At 61.8% G+C, this 17295-nt stretch carries 15 protein-coding genes; 3 read left to right on the top strand and 12 right to left on the bottom strand.

The window, feature by feature from the left end:
- Position 1 precedes the first annotated feature (1 nt).
- From trbG to NLY36_RS22515, 11 genes are all read right to left on the bottom strand, one after another.
- On the bottom strand, positions 2-1030 hold the full coding sequence (gene trbG / locus NLY36_RS22565; RefSeq protein WP_023735757.1) for a P-type conjugative transfer protein TrbG: 1029 nt from the start codon (positions 1028-1030) through the stop codon (positions 2-4).
- Positions 1020-1751, bottom strand: coding sequence for a conjugal transfer protein TrbF (gene trbF, locus NLY36_RS22560; RefSeq protein ID WP_023724108.1), 732 nt, complete (start codon positions 1749-1751; stop codon positions 1020-1022). The genes trbG and trbF overlap by 11 nt, the downstream gene beginning before the upstream one ends.
- Entirely contained in the window at positions 1752-3074 is a 1323-nt protein-coding gene (trbL, locus tag NLY36_RS22555; protein WP_023735758.1) for a P-type conjugative transfer protein TrbL, read from the bottom strand.
- Between the two features lie 37 nt (positions 3075-3111).
- Positions 3112-3837, bottom strand: a complete 726-nt coding sequence (trbJ, locus tag NLY36_RS22550) for a P-type conjugative transfer protein TrbJ (protein ID WP_023735759.1) — start codon at positions 3835-3837, stop codon at positions 3112-3114.
- A complete protein-coding gene (gene trbE / locus NLY36_RS22545; RefSeq protein WP_023735760.1) occupies positions 3834-6284 on the bottom strand; it encodes a conjugal transfer protein TrbE in 2451 nt (816 codons plus the stop codon). Before trbE ends, trbJ begins: the two co-directional genes overlap by 4 nt.
- On the bottom strand, positions 6278-6550 hold the full coding sequence (locus tag NLY36_RS22540) for a VirB3 family type IV secretion system protein (RefSeq protein ID WP_023735761.1): 273 nt from the start codon (positions 6548-6550) through the stop codon (positions 6278-6280). Before NLY36_RS22540 ends, trbE begins: the two co-directional genes overlap by 7 nt.
- Positions 6550-6858, bottom strand: a complete 309-nt coding sequence (locus tag NLY36_RS22535) for a TrbC/VirB2 family type IV secretion system protein (protein ID WP_023735762.1) — start codon at positions 6856-6858, stop codon at positions 6550-6552. The genes NLY36_RS22540 and NLY36_RS22535 overlap by 1 nt, the downstream gene beginning before the upstream one ends.
- A gap of 11 nt (positions 6859-6869) precedes the next feature.
- On the bottom strand, positions 6870-7838 hold the full coding sequence (gene trbB / locus NLY36_RS22530) for a P-type conjugative transfer ATPase TrbB (protein ID WP_023735763.1): 969 nt from the start codon (positions 7836-7838) through the stop codon (positions 6870-6872).
- Positions 7835-8248, bottom strand: coding sequence for a hypothetical protein (locus NLY36_RS22525; RefSeq protein ID WP_023735764.1), 414 nt, complete (start codon positions 8246-8248; stop codon positions 7835-7837). Before NLY36_RS22525 ends, trbB begins: the two co-directional genes overlap by 4 nt.
- A 120-nt stretch (positions 8249-8368) precedes the next feature.
- The gene (locus NLY36_RS22520) at positions 8369-10399 is read right to left on the bottom strand and encodes a conjugal transfer protein TraG (RefSeq protein ID WP_023735765.1); all 2031 of its coding nucleotides are present in this window, start codon (positions 10397-10399) and stop codon (positions 8369-8371) included.
- A 594-nt stretch (positions 10400-10993) separates the two neighbouring features.
- The gene (locus NLY36_RS22515; RefSeq protein ID WP_023735767.1) at positions 10994-11284 is read right to left on the bottom strand and encodes a DCL family protein; all 291 of its coding nucleotides are present in this window, start codon (positions 11282-11284) and stop codon (positions 10994-10996) included.
- Positions 11285-11354: 70 nt separating this feature from the next.
- Between NLY36_RS22515 and NLY36_RS22510 the strand changes: the two genes are divergently transcribed.
- Genes NLY36_RS22510 through NLY36_RS22500 form a run of 3 tightly spaced genes read left to right on the top strand, consistent with a single transcriptional unit; the run spans position 11355 to position 16354 of the window.
- Positions 11355-12143 carry a hypothetical protein gene (locus NLY36_RS22510; protein WP_050591500.1) on the top strand — a complete coding sequence of 263 codons (789 nt, stop codon included), beginning with the start codon at positions 11355-11357 and terminating at the stop codon, positions 12141-12143.
- Positions 12144-12151: 8 nt separating this feature from the next.
- Entirely contained in the window at positions 12152-15301 is a 3150-nt protein-coding gene (locus NLY36_RS22505) for a DEAD/DEAH box helicase (RefSeq protein ID WP_198020835.1), read from the top strand.
- Between the two features lie 12 nt (positions 15302-15313).
- Positions 15314-16354 carry an AbiJ-NTD4 domain-containing protein gene (locus NLY36_RS22500; protein WP_023735770.1) on the top strand — a complete coding sequence of 347 codons (1041 nt, stop codon included), beginning with the start codon at positions 15314-15316 and terminating at the stop codon, positions 16352-16354.
- A 9-nt stretch (positions 16355-16363) separates the two neighbouring features.
- Here the strand turns inward: NLY36_RS22500 and NLY36_RS22495 are convergent, their stop codons facing one another.
- The gene (locus NLY36_RS22495; protein WP_023735771.1) at positions 16364-16633 is read right to left on the bottom strand and encodes a hypothetical protein; all 270 of its coding nucleotides are present in this window, start codon (positions 16631-16633) and stop codon (positions 16364-16366) included.
- Between the last annotated feature and the right edge of the window lie 662 nt (positions 16634-17295).

Raw genomic sequence — 17295 nt, 5'->3', positions numbered from 1 at the left:
CTCACCTGCCAAAACGCGAAAACAGCGAAACCCGGCGCGGCGGTTGCTGACCGTCGGTTCTCGTAATGCGCACCACCTGCTGCTGTTTGGTGCCCAGCCTTAGCTCGGCCGCAGCAAAGAGGCGATCGACGATGTAGTAGTTGCCGCGCATGCGATAGTTGACGAGCTGGTTGTCCCCGTCGGCTCCGACGATGAAGAGCGGCGGCGCCTCACCTTGGTCGATACGGCGCGGGAATTCGATATAGACCCTGCTGCCATCATCAAAGGCGCGCGTCGGTCTCCACGGTGGCGTGTCGCCGGCGATCGAATAGCGGAAGCGGATGTTTTCGAGTGCTACGTTCGAGGCCGCGGGCATTTCAGCCTCGGCCTGAGCGTTGCGCCGCCGAAGCGCCACGAGTTGGTCTTCGCTGTAGGTCCAGGAGATGGCCGCCATGGCGGTCTTCTCCGTGCTTTGAAGCTGCAGGTGATAGGATCGGCGATCCGTCGTGATGACCAGATTGGTGGCAAGCCCCGGCGCGAATGGCTTCACCAGCACATGAGTGCGCTGGTCATCGCCTGAGCCACTAACGGTGTCACCGATCACCCAACGGACCGTATCGCCGGCTGAGACCGAGGTCAGCTTCTCGCCCCGCTGCAATGAGATATCGGTGACGCGCTCCGGCGCGGCGTAGAGCTGGTAGAGCGCGCCGTCGGCAAAGGGGTAAACCTGCACCGCATTGACATAGCCAAACTTGGTGGGTTGTTGCGTCGCCGCCTTGTTGGCATCGGCGACCTGTTCTTCCGGCGAGCGCTTATCTGGGGCGGGCTTGCCGGGTCCGGGCATCAACTGACCAGGCAACGGTAACGGCTTCGGCACTTCCACGACCTTGACCGGCTTCTCCGGCGCCTTCTCGATCGCGGCTGGTTTGAAGTCCTCGTGGTCATAGGAAATCTGAGGCGGCGGCACTGGCTTCGAGGCACAGGCCGAAAGAACCGCAGCAGACGCCGACAGGATCAAGGCAGCACGAAGCAATGGGGCTCTATTTGTCATTGGCGGGCTCCTTAGGGGAAACGGGGGTTGGCGCGGCGCTGTCGAGCTCGCGCGACCAGTCGATGGCGTTGATGAAGACGCCGAGCGGGTTCTTGCGCAGCTGCTCGGTTGTCCTAGGCGGGCGGATGAGGATGGTGAGGATCCCGATCCAGCGCGTCGTGCTGGCGAGGCTGCCGCGCTCGAACACCTGCTCGGTCCATTTGACCTGGAACGAGCTGTCGGAAGCCCTGACCACGCTGGTCACCTGCACTGACACGCTGCGCGTGCCGATTTGGCCGAAAGGGTCGTTCGCCTTGGCATATTCGTTGAGGAAGAGCGCCGCTCGGTCGGTGGCGAAGTCGTAGGCCGACAGCCAATTCTGCCGCACCAGAACCGCATCGGTGGAAACCGAACGAACATTCTGGATGAAGCGGCTGAGATGCCAGGCGATCTGGGCATCGTCGGGCTGGTAGTTTTGGACTGCCGGCGCGACCGCGTGCGCCTCGCCAAAGCGGTCGACCTCGACGACATAAGGCACGACGCGGCCCTGCATCGACTGCCACAGAAGCCCACCGGAAAGCCCCGTCGTCAGAGCCAGGCAGCCAAAGGCCATGAAGCGCCAGTTCTTGGCCTGGACGCGCGCCGTGCCGATGCGCTCATCCCAGAGTTGGCTGGCCTTCTGGTAGGGTGTTACGGGTTCGGGCGTCTTTCCATAACGCTGAACGGGTCGCTTGAAGAGCATCTAGTCTTCCTTGTCATTGAGGGAGGGATTGGCGCCGCTTCCGCCCCGATCTCCATCGCGCACCGCCTGCGTGGCAGCATTGCGATGGGCGCGTGCGGTCTGTTCGGAACGCAGACGCCTTACCCAGACCGGCGCAGGGTCAGAGGCTGCAGCGGGCGAGGTTCCTGTCTTTGACGCGGTCGGCATGCCGCCGGTCGCGGTCCAGCCGGCATCGCGACCGGCGTCGGCACTACGGCGGAATGGTTCTGCTGCGGATCGCATTCCCCGCATCGCGGCGCCGCTAGCGGCACTCGCAACCCCCTGCAGCCCAGCAGCTACCCCGGACAGCCCGGACTCGGGCGATGTCGCGCGCCCCGTCTGCCAAGCGACGGTGGCAGCGGACCCCATGGCGGTGCCGGCACGGACTGCGGCGAGGCCGCCGCCTGTTGCCATGCGCGCGCCGGCAAACGCAGCGCCTCCGGCAACGAGCGTTGATCCAGCTGCGGCCGCCATTGTTCCAAGTGCCGCGCCGGCTCCAAGCTGCGGCGCGCCGGAAACAAGACCCGAGGCAATCCCGGGGCCGAAAATGCCGAGCCCAAGCAGCGCCAGCGCACCCAGCACCTGAGACATGGCCGCCGCCAGGTCCGGCTCCTGGCCCTGCAGGGCGGAAGCGAACTCGCCAAAGAGCGTGGAGCCGATGCCGACGATGACGGCAAGCACCATCACCTTGATGCCCGACGAAATCACATTGCCGAGCACGCGCTCGGCCAGAAACGCCGAGCGGTTCCAGAGCGCGAAGGGCACCAGGACGAAGCCGGCCAGCGTGGTGAGCTTGAACTCGAGGATGGTGATGAAGAGTTGGATGGAAAGAATGAAGAAGGCGATGAGGACCAGGAACCAGGCCAGAAGCAGCACGAAGATGGTGAGCGCGTTACCGAAGATCTCGGGGAAGCCTACTAGCTGGCTCGCTTGATTAAGGAGCGGCCAGGCGCCCTCGAAGCCGGCCGCGGCAATGCGGCCTGGCCGCAGGAGACTGTCGGCGGGCAGGTTGCCGGCCGATGCGTTTAAGCCGAGACCGGCAAAGGAGCGGTAAATTATGTCGGCGAGGTTCTTGAAATTGTTCAGGACGAAGGCGAAGGCGCCGACATAGAGCACTTTGCGAACAAGCCGGCCAAGAATGTTGGGCTCGCCGCCGAACGCCCAGACCAGGCCCGCGAGCGTGATGTCAATGCCGATCAGAATGGTGGTGAGAAAGGCAACGTCGCCCGAAAGCAGACCGAACCCACTGTCAATGTAGCGGGTAAAGGTCTCCATGAAGCGATCGATGACTCCGAGGTCGTTCATGTCGCCGCCTTCCTCCGTTGTCTTGAAGAACTGCCGATCAGTTGCCGGGATAAGCCGTGCCGGTGCCCAGGAAACGCTTCGTCGTCTCGCGAGCGGCTTCCTCGGACTGCGCCTTGCGCGCCGCATCCTCGGCCTCGGCCCGGAACTGGGTCGCAAGCAGCGTCTGGATCTGCATCTGCTGCTTGGTCGAAAGCGCGATCAGCTGATTGGTGGCCTGGCTTGCCTCGAGGGCACCTGCCGCGCCCTGACTGCGATGGACGAGGTCGGTAAGCAGGTCGCCATCGGCCTGCACGTTCTCGACGATCTGCGACTGCGCGCTCATGGTCTGGCGGAACGCCTGCATGGCGCTCTGCCAGCGCTCGCGCGCGGCGCTCGCCACATCGCTGACCTTGATGGTGGCGTCGTAGCTTTCCGGATATTGCCGGCGCCACTGGTCCTGCAGCTTATCGAGATCGAAGCTCAGGCCGCTCGCCTGGGTCATCAGACCGTCAATCCGTTGGAGCGAGCCGGTAAGCTGGCCCACGGAAGAGAAATCCAGGCGCTGAAGGTTGCGCGCCATGTTCTGCAGCATGGTCGCCTGGTTCTGAAGCGACTGGATTTGGTTGTTGATCTGCTCCAATGCGCGTGCTGCCGACAGCACATTCTGCGTATAGTTGGACGGGTCAAACACGATGAGCGCATAGGCCGGCTGGACGTAGTCAGCCATCGGTTTGGCGATCAGGGAAACGGTGACCAGGCTAGTAAAAAGGCGGCGTCCGATCATGACGATTGCTCCTTGTTAGGTTGAGGAAATTGCTGGAGAAGCTCGGCAGCCCAATCCAGGCCGCGCGCACTGAAGAAACGGGCGGCAAAGCTGCCTCGCCCTTCTTCGGAAAGAATATTGTCGATCAGGGTCTGCGCGGCCGGGTCGGAGGCGCCGCAAAGCGCAAGAGCGATCGGGCCTAGCCCGAGCTCGAAAAGGCGATTGCCGCGGCGCGACTGCAGATAGTAGTGGCGCTTCGGCGTGGCGCGGGCGACCAATTCGATCTGTCGCTCATTAAGACCGAAGCGCTCATAGGCTGCCCGTGCCTGCGGCTCCACCGCACGATCATTGGGGAGAAAAATGCGCTGCGGGCAGCTCTCGATGATTGCGGGTGCGATAGAAGAGCCGGCGATGTCGGCAAGCGACTGCGTCGCGAAGATGACGGAGACGTTTTTCTTACGCAGCACCTTAAGCCATTCGCGGATGCGGGCGGCAAAGAGCGGGTGGTCGAGATAGACCCAGGCCTCGTCGAGCATGAGCAGCGTCGGCCGCCCGTCAAACCGGTCCTCAAGACGATGGAACAGATAGGTGAGCACAGGCAGCACAGCGCCTTGGCTGTGCATCAGCTCCTGGGTCTCGAAACACTGCACATCCGAGATGGCCAGCCGGTCGTCATCGGCATCGAGCAGCCGGCCGAATGGACCGTCGAGCGTGTAGGGCATCAACGCCGATTTGAGCGCATTGGACTGAAGCAGGACCGACAGGCCAGTCAGCGTGCGTTCCTGCGCCGGCGCGGTGGCGAGGCTGGTGAGCGCCGACCAGATTGCCTCCTTCACCTCCGGGGTGACGGTGACATTCTCGTGGGCAATGAGGCCGGCGATCCATTCGGCCGCCCAGCTCTGTGTGGCCGGGTCGTCGATGTGGCGCAGCGGCTGGAAAGCAAGCGCACCATTCGCACCCAACGCATGGTGGTCGCCGCCCATGGCAAGCGCGGCGGCGCGGGCCGAATTGCCTTTGTCGAAGACATAGATTTGCGCGCCAGCGTAGCGCCGGAACTGCAAAGCGATCAGGGCAAGCAGAACCGACTTGCCGGCACCGGTCGGCCCGACAATCAGCATGTGGCCGACATCGCCGATATGGGTCGAAAGCCGAAACGGCGCCGAGCCGCTGGTTTCGGCGAAAAGAAGCGGCGGAGCGTAATCGCCGGTGACCTCGGCAAGATGCTCGTTCTCCGCTGGACCTGCCCACACGGACGACAGCGGCATGAGATGGGCAAGGTTAAGCGTGTGAACGAGCGGCTGGCGAACGTTGGCGTAGACATGACCCGGCAATGAACCAAGCCACGCTTCGACGGCATTGATGCTTTCGCGAATGGTGGTGAAGCCGAGCCCGTTGACGATCCGCTCGACGGCGCGAAGCTTTTCCGCGGCGGCTTTATGGTTCTGATCCCACACCGTCACCGTTGTGGTGAGATAGCCGAAGCCGACATGATCGCCGCCCAATGCCTGCAGTGCTGCATCGGCATCGAGCGCCTTGTTGTCGGCGTCGCTGTCGACGAGAGGCACCGGTTCGTTGGTCACCACCTCGCGCAGAATAGCCGCGATCGATTTGCGCTTGGCAAACCACTGCCGGCGGAGCCGAGTCAGCGTCTTCGTGGCTTCCGCCTTATCGAGTGGAATGAAGCGCGTCACCCAGCGATAGGCGAAATCCTGGTTATTGAGCGCATCGAGGATTCCTGGCCGGGTGACGTTCGGAAAGCCGAGAACTGTCAGCGTGCGCAGATGCTGTTCGCCCAGCATCGGCTCTAGGCCGCCGGTCAGCGGCGCGTCAACCAGGACGCCGTCGAGATACATTGGCGTTTCAGGCACGGCAACGGGATGACGGCGGGTCGAGATCGTGCCGTGCAGGTACGTCAGGGTCTCGGCATCGTCGAGCGCGCGCACCTCGGGCACGAAGCCCGAAAGAAGATCGAGAACGCGGTCAGTCTCGTCTCGGAACCGGGCAAGCTCCTGGCGCCAGTCTCTTTCCCCTCCCAAGTGATGCGAGTCGACGAGAGCACTTTCCGCGCGCGCTTGGCCATCGGGCCCAGGCAGGAAGACCAAGGTCAGATGATAGATGCTCTCGAAATGCGCGACCTTGCCCTCGAAGGCCGCGCGCCGTTCCTCATCGATCAGCCATGAGGCAGCATCGGGAAGGGCCGAGCTCGGATAGCCCAGCGCTTCGATGCGCTCGGCCTCGAAGAACAGCGCCCAGCCAGAGCCGAGCCTTCTCAGCGCATTGTTTGCCCGCGCGCATATGCCGATAAGTTCGGCCTCCGTGGCGCTTTCAAGGTCGGGGCCACGAAACCGCAATGTCCGTTGGAAGCTGCCATCCTTGTTGAGCACGATGCCGGGCGCGACGAGTGCTGCCCAGGGCAGATGGTCGGCAAGCCGGTCGGCTTTGCCGCGGTATTCGGAAAGCTTCAGCATGCAAGCCAGCCCTTCTGACGAAGATGACGGACAAGTACGCTGGCAAAGTCCGGGTCGCGCCGTGCGGCAAAGACCGCGAGCGTGTGGCCGGCGATCCAGAGCACTAGACCGCCAATCCACTGCTGCAGGCCAAGGCCGATTGCGGCGGCCGCGGTGCCGTTAAGGATCGCCACCGCCCGCGGCGCGCCACCGAGCAGGATCGGCTCAGTCAGCGCCCGGTGGACGGGCACCTCGAAGCCTTGGATATGCTTCTCTCCCATGGCCATCAGACGAGCGCCCCGCCACCAAAGGAGAAGAAGGAGAGAAAGAAGCTCGAGGCCGCGAAGGCAATCGACAGGCCAAAGACGATCTGGATCAGCCGGCGGAAACCGCCGGCCGTGTCGCCGAACGCAAGGGTAAGGCCAGTGGTTATGATGATGATCACGGCAACGATCTTGGCCACCGGCCCCTGCACCGATTCCAGGATCTGCTGAAGCGGCTGTTCCCAGGGCATGCCGGAGCCGGCAGCGTGAGCCTGGGCCGTGAGAAGAAGCGCGACGGCGGCGGACGAAAGAAAGCAAATTTTCTTGCGCATGAGATGACCTTTCAAAGCTGCTGGAGTTGCGGAAGAGTGAGCTGGCCAACGGCGTAGTCGCCACTGCCGTCGAGGCCTGTGACCTCGGCAATCGCGTCTATGCGGCGCGACGATCCGCGTCCGGCGATGAAGACAATCAGGTGGACAGCATCGGCGATCAGCCGGCGGGGAACGGTGACGACCGCTTCCTGGGCGAGCTGCTCGATCCGGTAGAGGGCCGAGCGCGCCGAACTGGCGTGGACCGTGGTGATGCCGCCGGGGTGACCGGTGTTCCACGCCTTCAGCATGTCGAGCGCTTCCGCGCCTCTGACTTCGCCGACGATGATGCGGTCGGGCCTCAGCCGTAGGGTCGAGCGTACGAGATCGGCAAGTGTGACGGAGCCCCGCCTCGTCCTCAGCGCAACACAGTCCTTGGCCGCGCATTGCAGCTCGCGGGTGTCCTCAATGAGGATCACCCGCTCATCGCATTCGGCGACTTCTGCCAGAAGAGCATTGGCAAGGGTCGTTTTGCCCGATGATGTGCCGCCGGCGACCAGGATGTTGCGCCGCTCGCGTACCGCCTTCCTCAGGACATCAGCCTGCAGCGGGAGCATGATGCGATCGGCGACATAGTTGGCCAGCGTGTAGAGTTTTGCTGCCGGCTTGCGGATGGCAAAGCATGGCGCCAAGACGATTGGCGGCAACAGGCCCTCGAAACGCTCGCCTGAGGGTAGTTCGGCACTGACGATTGGGTTGTCCGCATGCGCCTCGGCGCGCACGTGAGAGGCAACGAGGCGGACGATGCGTTCGGCCTCGGAAGGATGCATATGCACGCCGGTATCGACCCGGCCTTCTCCCAACCGGTCGAGCCGCAGCGCGCCGTCGGGGTTGACCATCACCTCGATGACGGTCGGATCGGCAAGGGCCTCGGTGATCGCGGGCCCCATGGCTGTGCGCAGCATGGCGCGGCGGCGGTGGTCGGCTGCGGGATGAGAGCTCATCCTTCGCCTCCATTGCCATTGCCATTGCCAAGCGAGCGCGTCCCGGAGGCGATCTGGCGACCGACCTGCTCGACGAATTTGTCAAAGCGCTCTTGGGCAATCGCCTGTGTCGCCCGATCCGGGACCGGCGTGTGGGAATGAAGCGTGATCGAAAAGCGTATGAAGAGTGCGAGGCTCTCCAGGATCACCTCGACATCGGTTCGGATATGGTCGAGGTCGCGGGAAAGACGGTCGAGACGCCTGCCATAACGATTGTCGAGTTCGTTCTCGCCACGCCGCTCGATGAAGGCCTCGACCGCTTTCGCAACGATCGCCGATTTTGTGGTCGACGGGTTGCGGCTGAGCGTTTCCAGCTTCTCGCTTAACGCGGGTTCGAGCAGAAACTGGTGGCGAATGCGATGGGGCTTCATGGGGCTCGTTCCGACTGGCCGGCGCTGATGCGCCGGCGGCGGGAACGAACATCGCCGATATCTGAAAAATCGCTTATGGGCGTTATCTACGCTGAGATACGCCTGAGCTGCGAAAGCGCTTTAGAAGCCGGGGATGATGTCCTTGTCGTCGCCCCTTCCCTCGTTGATACCGTAGGCGCTGGCTGCGGTGGAAACCCGGTCCATGACGCGCTTGTCTGCGAGTGCCTCGGCGTCATCGTCCGCCAGATTGAAGAGGTCGTCTTGATCAGGCTCCTGACAGACGACGACGTGGTCTTCAGGCAGGCCGGGATGACGCTGCTGTTGCACGCCGCCGTCTTCTTCGATTGCCGCGCCGGCGTTTTCGTCATCTGCAGCGAGACGGCGGTCAACACTGCGGACTAGTCCGCTCCAATCGTCGGGGCGCGACGCAGGACAGTCCGCGTACAGACCGTCGCGCAACACCGGCGCCGGCAGCACCCGTTCGGTGAAATTCTGGTCCTCGTAGTAGCGGAGCTTGTTCGCACGGATCGGCGGCAATCCTGATATCAGCACCAGCTCGTCCAAAGGCGGCAATTGCATCACCTCGCCTGGTGTCAAAAGCGGTCGCGCAGTTTCCTGGCGGCTCACCATGACGTGCGAAAGCCAGGGTGCCAGCCGATGGCCGGCATAGTTGCGCATGGATCTGAGTTCCGTCGCTGTACCGAGCGCGTCCGAGATGCGTTTGGCCGTGCGCTCGTCATTGGAAGAAAAGGAAATCCGCACATGGCAATTGTCTAGAATGGCGTTGTTCTCGCCATAGGCCTTGGAGATCTGGTTCAAGGATTGAGCGATCAGATAGGCGCGGATGCCGTAGCCTGCCATGAAGGCAAGCGCGGTCTCGAAGAAATCGAGGCGTCCGAGCGCCGGGAATTCGTCGAGCATCATGAGGAGTTGATGCCTGCGGCTCTTCTTCGGGTCACCCTCCAGGCGCTCAGTCAGCCTGCGGCCGATTTGATTGAGCACCAGTCTCACCAGCGGCTTGGTGCGCGAGATGTCCGACGGCGGCACGACCAGATAGAGCGACATCGGCCGCTCGGCATCCATCAGGTCCGCAATGCGCCAGTCGCAGGTCGATGTTGCCGCGGCCACTGTCGGATCACGATAGAGCCCGAGAAACGACATCGCGGTCGAGAGCACGCCAGAACGCTCATTTTCCGACTTGTTCAGCACCTCGCGCGCTGCGGAGGCCACGACCGGATGGACCTGGGGCTTGTCCGTCGTGCCGAGGTGATTGGTCGTCATCATCCGCTGCAGCGTCGCGGCAAAGGAGCGTTGCGGATCCGACAGGAAGGTGGCGACCCGGGCGAGCGTCTTTTCCTCTTCGGCATAGAGCACATGCAAGATGGCGCCGACCAAGAGTGAGTGACTGGTCTTCTCCCAATGATTGCGCCGCTCGAGCGCACCTTCCGGATCCACCAAGACATCAGCGATGTTCTGGACATCGCGGACCTCGTTCACTTCTTTGCGCACCTCAAGTAGCGGATTGTAGCGTGCTGACCTCGGATCGGTCGGATTGAACAAAAAACAGTACGAGAACTTCGACCGCCAGCCGGCGGTCAGCTGCCAGTTCTCGCCTTTGATGTCGTGAATGACGGCCGAGCCGGTCCAGGAAAGAAGCGTCGGAACAACCAGTCCAACACCCTTGCCCGAGCGCGTGGGAGCAAAGGCCATTACGTGCTCCGGCCCGTCATGGCGAAGATAGCGGTCCTTCAGCTTGCCAAGGAAAACACCGGCTGGTCGAAACAGCCCTGCCTTCTCGATCTCCCAAGACGCGGCCCATCGCGACGAGCCATAAGTGGTGACTAGGCCGCGCTGCCGCGCACGCCAGAGGGAGCCAGCGATGGCGGCCGCGCAGCCCATGAAGCCTGTGGTGGCCGCAAGCATCCCGGCCGTGTCGAAGACCTCGGGCGCGTATGCGTCGAAATGGAACCACCACTCGAACAGTTGCCACGGCTTGTAGATCGGCCATCCGGCTGCGACAAACCATGGGGGTCCGAGTTGCGGCTGATAATCTAAAGTTTGGGCGCACCATTGAGTCGCTGTCCATACGCCGAGAATGACGATGGCGAACACAATGACTATCTGACCGACAAGGAGCTTCGTCGGTGTCATGGGCGCAGCCTCCGAGTTTTGTTAAACGGAAGCAGGATGGAGTGACGTTTCAGAATATTGAAGATACCCAATATACGCGCCCGTGCGATGCAGTGAACGTTGCAGGCTTGGAAGATTGGGGGCGCCAAGAAATTGTCATCGCGAAGGCACGAGCGAATGACTTGTATTGGGCCGTCAGCAGACCGGCAGGCTTTCGGCACGCTAATATGGAAAGCTGCCGTTGAACCTATAATGGGTGCTAGAAAGCTTCGCGCTCCACTCGGTCGTTTTTGGAAAGCTCCGCGAAGTACCGCTCTGCTCTGCTCTGCTCTGCTCTGCTCTGCTCTGCTCTGCTCTGCTCTGCTCTCGAAAAATTAAGCATAGTTTTCCCATTCTTCCCAATATTTTTTCCCATTCGGGCAACCTTAGTTTTCCTACTTGCTGCTACCAATTGACGGCCTTACGGATATCCGGCAACAAGCTGAAAGGATGGGCCGGCTGGCTTGCTGCCTTGTTCGCCGGAGGAATGTGGCACGAATGTCGTGGTGTGCAGGTCGACCCGAATGGACCGAAGCCAGCACTGTATCATGACGGGCAGGACGATAAGCTCGACAGTCAAAGACACTCTTTGTACGAGAAACGCTCGGTCGATCCGTCCGTTCTCACCACCCAGAAGCACTTGGTGCCGTAATCGGCGCTGCGCACCATGAAGTGGTCCACGCCTGAACCTGTCTTGGAGGCGGAATCGGGGTGCCTAGCCAGCAAGGCGCGCAGAAGCGCCTCATCTTCATCCGCGACGCGCTGCCCAGGAGGATACCTCTGCAGCCTCGCCCTGACATGGAGCAGCGCATCGCCCTTCTTGGCGAAATCCCTCCCGGCCAATTGCAATGGTATCGCCTTCGCCATCCGTGCCGCTCAATCCTTTGGTTGCGATTTGCGATCATAAAGAGATAATCAGCGATCGACAGGGGAATCGATGCCGCTCGAACTGAAGATCACCAAGGCCTATCCGAACGATTTGGCCACCGACTGCTGGCGTGGTCTGGTGATAGACGACCATGCCGAGTTCGACTTATATCTGCGCGGCCCGGTCTGGGAGCGCGTTACCGATGCCGCCTTCGAAAAAGAATTCTCCGCTGATTTGGATGCCTTAGCCACGACAGGCATGGCCAGTGACACCCTAAGCGCTCTGCTGGATGCGACCGTCGAGCCGCTGGATTGGGAAATCGGCGAGGCGATGGCCGAATGTCTATTAATGGACGAGCACGGTGCCGTGTGGCCCTGGAACGAGAACCGCGATCGAAAGACGCCGAAGGCGTCGCTGCCCGGCGCCGATATCGTCGGTTTCCTCGGCAGTGGACCGGACAGGGTTTTCCTATTCGGCGAGGTGAAGACTTCGTCGGACAAGGACAATCCGCCCGGCGTCATGGCCGGCAGAGGCGGTCTTGCCCACCAGATCGATGCACTTGCCAATCACAAGGATGCGCAGAACACGCTTCTGAAGTGGTTGTACGCCCGTTGCACAACCGCCGAGCTGATGGCGATGTTCAAGGTCGCAGCGGCGAAATACCTTAGCTCGGGAGGCAAAGACTTCGCCGTCGTGGGCGTGTTACTACGCGACACTCCTGCACATCGCGACGATCTGCGTACCCGGGGCACAGCTCTGGAAGACGGCACCGGCAGCCCACGCATGCGCCTCGATGCCTGGTACACGCCACGTCCTATCGCCGATTGGCTCTCGATCGCCAAGGTGTCGCCAGCATGACATCATGGATGATCCAGGCACTGGGCGACGAACGACGTCGGAGGGTCGATGTCGCTGTTGGCGAACACCTGTTGGCCGATGTCGGCTTCGAGCCCAATGACCAGCCGGAGGACTACAGGTTTACCGCGAACGGCTACGGCCTGGCCGTCCATGCCCTGCTGGGCGATGTAGAAGCCGCTGGCGAATTGCGCGAAACCGCCGAGATGGCATTCGAGGCATCGAGAGCATCGGACGTTCCAAAGAACACCGAAGCACGGGCACTGCATCTGCTACAAGCCGCCTGCTACGGCGTGCTCGGCGATCGCACGCCCGACGTGTCGCGGTATCTGCGCACCCATGCGCTTCCTCCCGAACCGGATGAAGCTGCGAACTGGGGTGCTAGGGTGCGCCAGAGCGTCTATCGACTTTGGCTGCTGGTGCTGCGCAAGGACGGGTGGGCGGATCTGGACGCGGTTCTGGCTGAGATCGTCGGCCTGCGCGAGGCGCAGAAATCCGGAGAGGCACAGTTCTTGGAGACCTCCGATACACCCCGCTCGGATGCATGGCAGCTCATGGCCTCCTATCACCTGTCCAAGGCCGCAGAGCTGCTCGCCACCTATTCGGCCCAAGGTTCGGTGGCTGGCGGGTTCAACATCCGTGAGCAGCTGCAGGCGCAATTCGATCGCAGCCAGATCGCCTGCGAACGAGGCGAACTGATCGGCTTGCACGCCACCGTCCGGCTCCTGTCCGAGACCGCGGAACGGATGGTTGCCAACAGCATCTGGTCAGTCACCAGAGGCGCCAGCGCTCGCATCGCTCGTTTCGTCGAGAGCATGGCTGCGAGGACCAGGGACAAACCCGTCTTCGAGATGCTGCCGCCCCAGCGCATCGCTCTTCGGGATCAGGGACTGATGAATTCGGGCGCGCGTTCGGTGGTCCTCAGTCTGCCGACGTCGAGCGGGAAGACCTTCATCGCCCAGTTCCGTATCCTCCAGGCCCTCAACCAGTTCGAGGCCGAAAGGGGCTGGGTCGCCTATATCGCGCCCACACGCGCCTTGGTGAATCAGGTGTGCGCGAAGCTTCGCCGCGATTTCTCGCCGCTCGGGGTAGTCGTGGAGCGCGTCAGCCCTGCCCTCGACATCGACGGCGTCGAGGCCGAGCTGCTGGCCGACAAGGACCCACGGACGGCTTTCCGCGTGCTGGTCGGAACGCCCGAGAAGATCGACCTCCTGCTGCGCGGCGGCTGGGAGGCCAAGATCGGCCGTCCGTTGACGCTGGTTGTGGTCGACGAGGCGCACAATCTATCGAACAAGGGCCGCGGTCTGCGGCTCGAGCTAATGCTGGCCACGATCAACCGCGAATGCAGAAACTCCCAGTTCCTGCTGATGACGCCTTTCATCGAGAACCGCGGCGAAGTCGCCAGATGGTTGTCGCCGGACAGCTTCGCGGACATGACGGTCGAGTTCAACTGGCGCCCGAACGACAGGGCAATCGTCATCGCACAGCCCTCCAAAGCGGAGCGCGCCGGCGAATACGAGATATCCCTGCAGACCATCCACACATCCAAGTCCACGATAAAGATCGACCACCTCGTTCCGCTCTGCTCGGGGCGAGAGCTGGGCCTGACTTGGTCGCAAGTGCGTCCTTCCCTTTCCAACGTCGCCGCCGTCACCGCCAGCTGCCTCAATCGTCGTGGACCGGTCATCGTTGTCGCCGGAAAGGTCAAGGACACCTGGGGCCTGGCCCGCACGATGGCCAAAGATCCGAAACTGGCCGAAAAGCTGGAGCAGCGGCCTGGATCCAAGGACATGTCCAATATCGATTTCGTCGCAGATTTCGTGGCAGAGGAATTCGGTAGGGATTTCGAACTCATCGGGCTGCTGAAGAAGCGCGTCGGCCTGCATCACACCGGACTGTCTGACGACACGCGCGTCCTGATGGAATGGCTGATGGAGCTGGGCGAGCTCGACACCATGGTCGCCACCACCACCATCGCGCAGGGTCTGAACTTCCCGGTCACCGCAGTGGTGATGGCATCCCACCAATATCCCTATGGCCTCGACATGCCGCCCGAGGACTTCTGGAACTTGGCTGGACGCGCTGGCCGTGCCGACCAATCGGGCACCGGCGTGGTGGCATTGGCCGCGACAACCGACGATAGGGTGGCGCTGCTGTCCGACTATGTCGGACGAAACGTGTCCCACCTGAACTCGACACTGATCGACATGGTGCGCTCCGCCCTGGCCGCCGGATCCCAGCTCGAACTCCACACGCTCTACTACATGAAGGAGTGGTCCGCGTTCCTGCAGTACCTGGCCCACTCGTACCGCCAAATAGACGACCATGCCACGTTCGCCAGCCAGATCGAGCAGGTGCTGCGCGGCAGCTTCGGCTTTCAGAAGCTGCGTCGCGAGGATCAGACCGTGGCGAACAGGCTGGTCGCTGCGGTGACCGACTATGCGGCGATCATCCGAAACCAGCCACTTTCTCTGGTGGACACCACCGGTTTCTCCTGGGAAAGCGTCAGCCGTGCCTTGGCCGGCGCGCGCGCTGCAGGCATCGATTCCAATTCCTGGGATGCGTCGACCCTGTTCACCGCGAACGATCGCACGCTGCAGAACGCCTTCGGCGTCCTTCTTCAGATCCCGGAACTAAAAGCGGAGTTGGCCGAGGTCACTGGCGGCGGACGCGGCAATGGCGACCTTCTCGCCCGCATCGTCAAGGATTGGGTCAACGGTGCTTCGTTGGCCGAAATGGCCAACGAGCATTTCCGGGGGCCCAACGACAGTCCGACCGATGCCATGTCGAAGGCGTGCCGGCTCGTATATGGCAAGATGACCTCCACAGCCTCCTGGGGACTTTCGGCTATCCAGAGCCTGACCATTCGCGACGGGCTCGACAGGATGACAGAAGAGGAGCGGCGCACCTTCCGCAACCTGCCTTCCCGAATCTACTACGGCGTTAATTCCGACATGGCCATCGACCTGCGCCTGATGGGTGTACCGCGCAACGCCGCCCAACCTCTTTCCGACCATCTCTCGAGGCAGAACGTCGGCACCGGCATCAAGTCGATGCGCGCGGCCCTCGAAGGCCTGAGCGATGCCGATTGGCATACTGCGGTGGGTGCCGCCGGGCCGACCTATCAGAAGGCCTGGAAGATATTGGAAGGCCTCGCCTGATTAGGACGCAACATGCTGACCGATACTTTCCACGAACGATACTTCAACCGTGCGATCTGGACCGACCACACCGCAGGAGACGACCGCCTCAATGTGAAGCTCTATCGGGTCATCGCGGAGCGTCTGTTTCCGCCATTCGATTGGCAAGGTGCCTCTATCGCCGCCAACCTACAGCACTGGAAGAACCTGGACAGCAAGCTCAGCATGGAGCTCGGCCGGAAGAACCTCTCCCAGACGTGGGCGGGTTCGGGCAACAGCACCTTCATGCTTTCGCCTGCCCAGATATGCGAGAATTTCATGTGCTCACCGTTCAATCCTAATGTCGACGAAGCCGACGAATTCATGAAGCAGAGGGTCAGCTTCGTTGAGCTGGCACTGCGAGAGAAAGCCGCCGATAACGCCTACAAATCCTCCGAGGCATACGACAAACTGGAGGGTCTGCTTTCGTTCGGTCGATCCGGAGGAGTCAGAATTCCCGGCGACCCCGAGGACGCACGTCGGGCAAGGATCAAGGCTAGGGACGACGAACTCCAGGGTGCGATCAACGAGATCAATGCGCGTTTCGCCGCTGCGCGCAAGCCGCTCAACTACCACAACGGCTTCGTACAGATATCCACCGATGAGGTGATCCAGAAGGTCGTCGAGCAGCCGTTCTGGCAACTTGTCGCCGACCCGAGGTGGACGAACGTCGACACTGACATCAAGCAGGCCATGGACCTGCGGGACAACGGTGGCCGCGACCCGTCCCTGTACGCCGCTAAGGCATTGGAGAGCGTCATCAAAATCCTGTGCAGCAACCTCGGTGCCAGCACGGGTAAGGAGAATGGCGCCCACGCCTATATAGACAATCTCATTAGTGAGCGTAGCGGACGGTTCATCGAAGCATGGGAAGGCGCGCAGTTGAAGTCGTTTTTCACCTCGGTGCGAAACCCGCTAGGCCATGGTCCCGGGGGCGAGCCCATGCCCAAGCTCTCGCCCGCCCAGGAGGATTGGGCCATCGAGTTTGCCATGATTTGGACCAAGAGCCTGATCAATCGGCATAGGTTGAACTGACCGACCCTACTAGATGTGTATCTTGTGTTGGCCGGACGCCGCCACCGGGCCGAGCTTGTCAACTATGTCGGTGGCGAACACCCAACAGGCAAATGCTATCTCCCCGATCCGCTCCGGCTCGACCTTCACGGTCTGGCCCAAATAAAACGTCGTCTTCCGCACTGCGACTTCGACTTTCACGGTCGAAGTCTCCCGAACCGCCATGCCGATCTCGAACGGCCTGACCGCGCCGCTGGCGTCGATGACATCGACCTTCAGGTAGGGCAGTCGGAGGATCATCGTGTTCGTTTCATCGACATCTTGGGGGCCGACAATGCCGCACCGGTGCTCGAGACAATTGCGCAGTTTCTGGAAGGAAGACAGTTCGGGCGTCCATGACAAGGATGCCCGAAGTTCCTTTGGCTACTTTCGCCACAAGCTGAGGGTGCCGCATGCCTGCACGCTGTCGCAATGCTTCCTGCTGTTGACCGGCTGCCGACTGGATCGCGGCCACCACGGCGTCTTCGATATCATCCCCTATTTCGTCGCGGATAGGTCCGGCGATAGCTCGTTGATAAGGTCTAGATGCGTCGCTGCACCTTCGAGCGATTGGCGGACGCCGCGCGCAAGGTCGGCGATGCACATGGCGATCAGCCGGCGATTGATGGATGCTAGATCCTCACGCGCCGTTCGGCCGAGCACGTCCATCTGATGATGCATGCTCGAATGTTGGACAGGTCTGCAGTCTGGATCGCAGGGTATGCCAGGGCGAAGATGCCATAAACCTCTTTGGCCGCCATTTGCGCAGGGACCCCAACGCCCCTCGCGTTTAATGTGATGGTCACCAACGGTGAATATGCACCGGTCATGCTGCTCCCGTGTGATCTTGCGATACTAAACCCTTAAGTTCCGCGCGTTCTTGTTCTTCAGCTGCTTCTACGTCGCATAGTATCTTGTCGATC

Source organism: Mesorhizobium sp. C399B (assembly GCF_030323185.1).
GTDB lineage: Bacteria > Pseudomonadota > Alphaproteobacteria > Rhizobiales > Rhizobiaceae > Mesorhizobium.
Note: the sequence above shows the minus strand (reverse complement) of the source record. Positions and strands in the feature narration are given on the sequence as shown.

Coding starts and splice junctions, on each gene's coding strand:
- trbG (WP_023735757.1), bottom strand. CDS start 1,030: ATGACAAATAGAGCCCCATTGCTTCGTGCTGCCTTGATCCTGTCGGCG.
- trbF (WP_023724108.1), bottom strand. CDS start 1,751: ATGCTCTTCAAGCGACCCGTTCAGCGTTATGGAAAGACGCCCGAACCC.
- trbL (WP_023735758.1), bottom strand. CDS start 3,074: ATGAACGACCTCGGAGTCATCGATCGCTTCATGGAGACCTTTACCCGC.
- trbJ (WP_023735759.1), bottom strand. CDS start 3,837: ATGATCGGACGCCGCCTTTTTACTAGCCTGGTCACCGTTTCCCTGATC.
- trbE (WP_023735760.1), bottom strand. CDS start 6,284: ATGCTGAAGCTTTCCGAATACCGCGGCAAAGCCGACCGGCTTGCCGAC.
- NLY36_RS22540 (WP_023735761.1), bottom strand. CDS start 6,550: ATGGCCATGGGAGAGAAGCATATCCAAGGCTTCGAGGTGCCCGTCCAC.
- NLY36_RS22535 (WP_023735762.1), bottom strand. CDS start 6,858: ATGCGCAAGAAAATTTGCTTTCTTTCGTCCGCCGCCGTCGCGCTTCTT.
- trbB (WP_023735763.1), bottom strand. CDS start 7,838: ATGAGCTCTCATCCCGCAGCCGACCACCGCCGCCGCGCCATGCTGCGC.
- NLY36_RS22525 (WP_023735764.1), bottom strand. CDS start 8,248: ATGAAGCCCCATCGCATTCGCCACCAGTTTCTGCTCGAACCCGCGTTA.
- NLY36_RS22520 (WP_023735765.1), bottom strand. CDS start 10,399: ATGACACCGACGAAGCTCCTTGTCGGTCAGATAGTCATTGTGTTCGCC.
- NLY36_RS22515 (WP_023735767.1), bottom strand. CDS start 11,284: ATGGCGAAGGCGATACCATTGCAATTGGCCGGGAGGGATTTCGCCAAG.
- NLY36_RS22510 (WP_050591500.1), top strand. CDS start 11,355: ATGCCGCTCGAACTGAAGATCACCAAGGCCTATCCGAACGATTTGGCC.
- NLY36_RS22505 (WP_198020835.1), top strand. CDS start 12,152: ATGATCCAGGCACTGGGCGACGAACGACGTCGGAGGGTCGATGTCGCT.
- NLY36_RS22500 (WP_023735770.1), top strand. CDS start 15,314: ATGCTGACCGATACTTTCCACGAACGATACTTCAACCGTGCGATCTGG.
- NLY36_RS22495 (WP_023735771.1), bottom strand. CDS start 16,633: ATGATCCTCCGACTGCCCTACCTGAAGGTCGATGTCATCGACGCCAGC.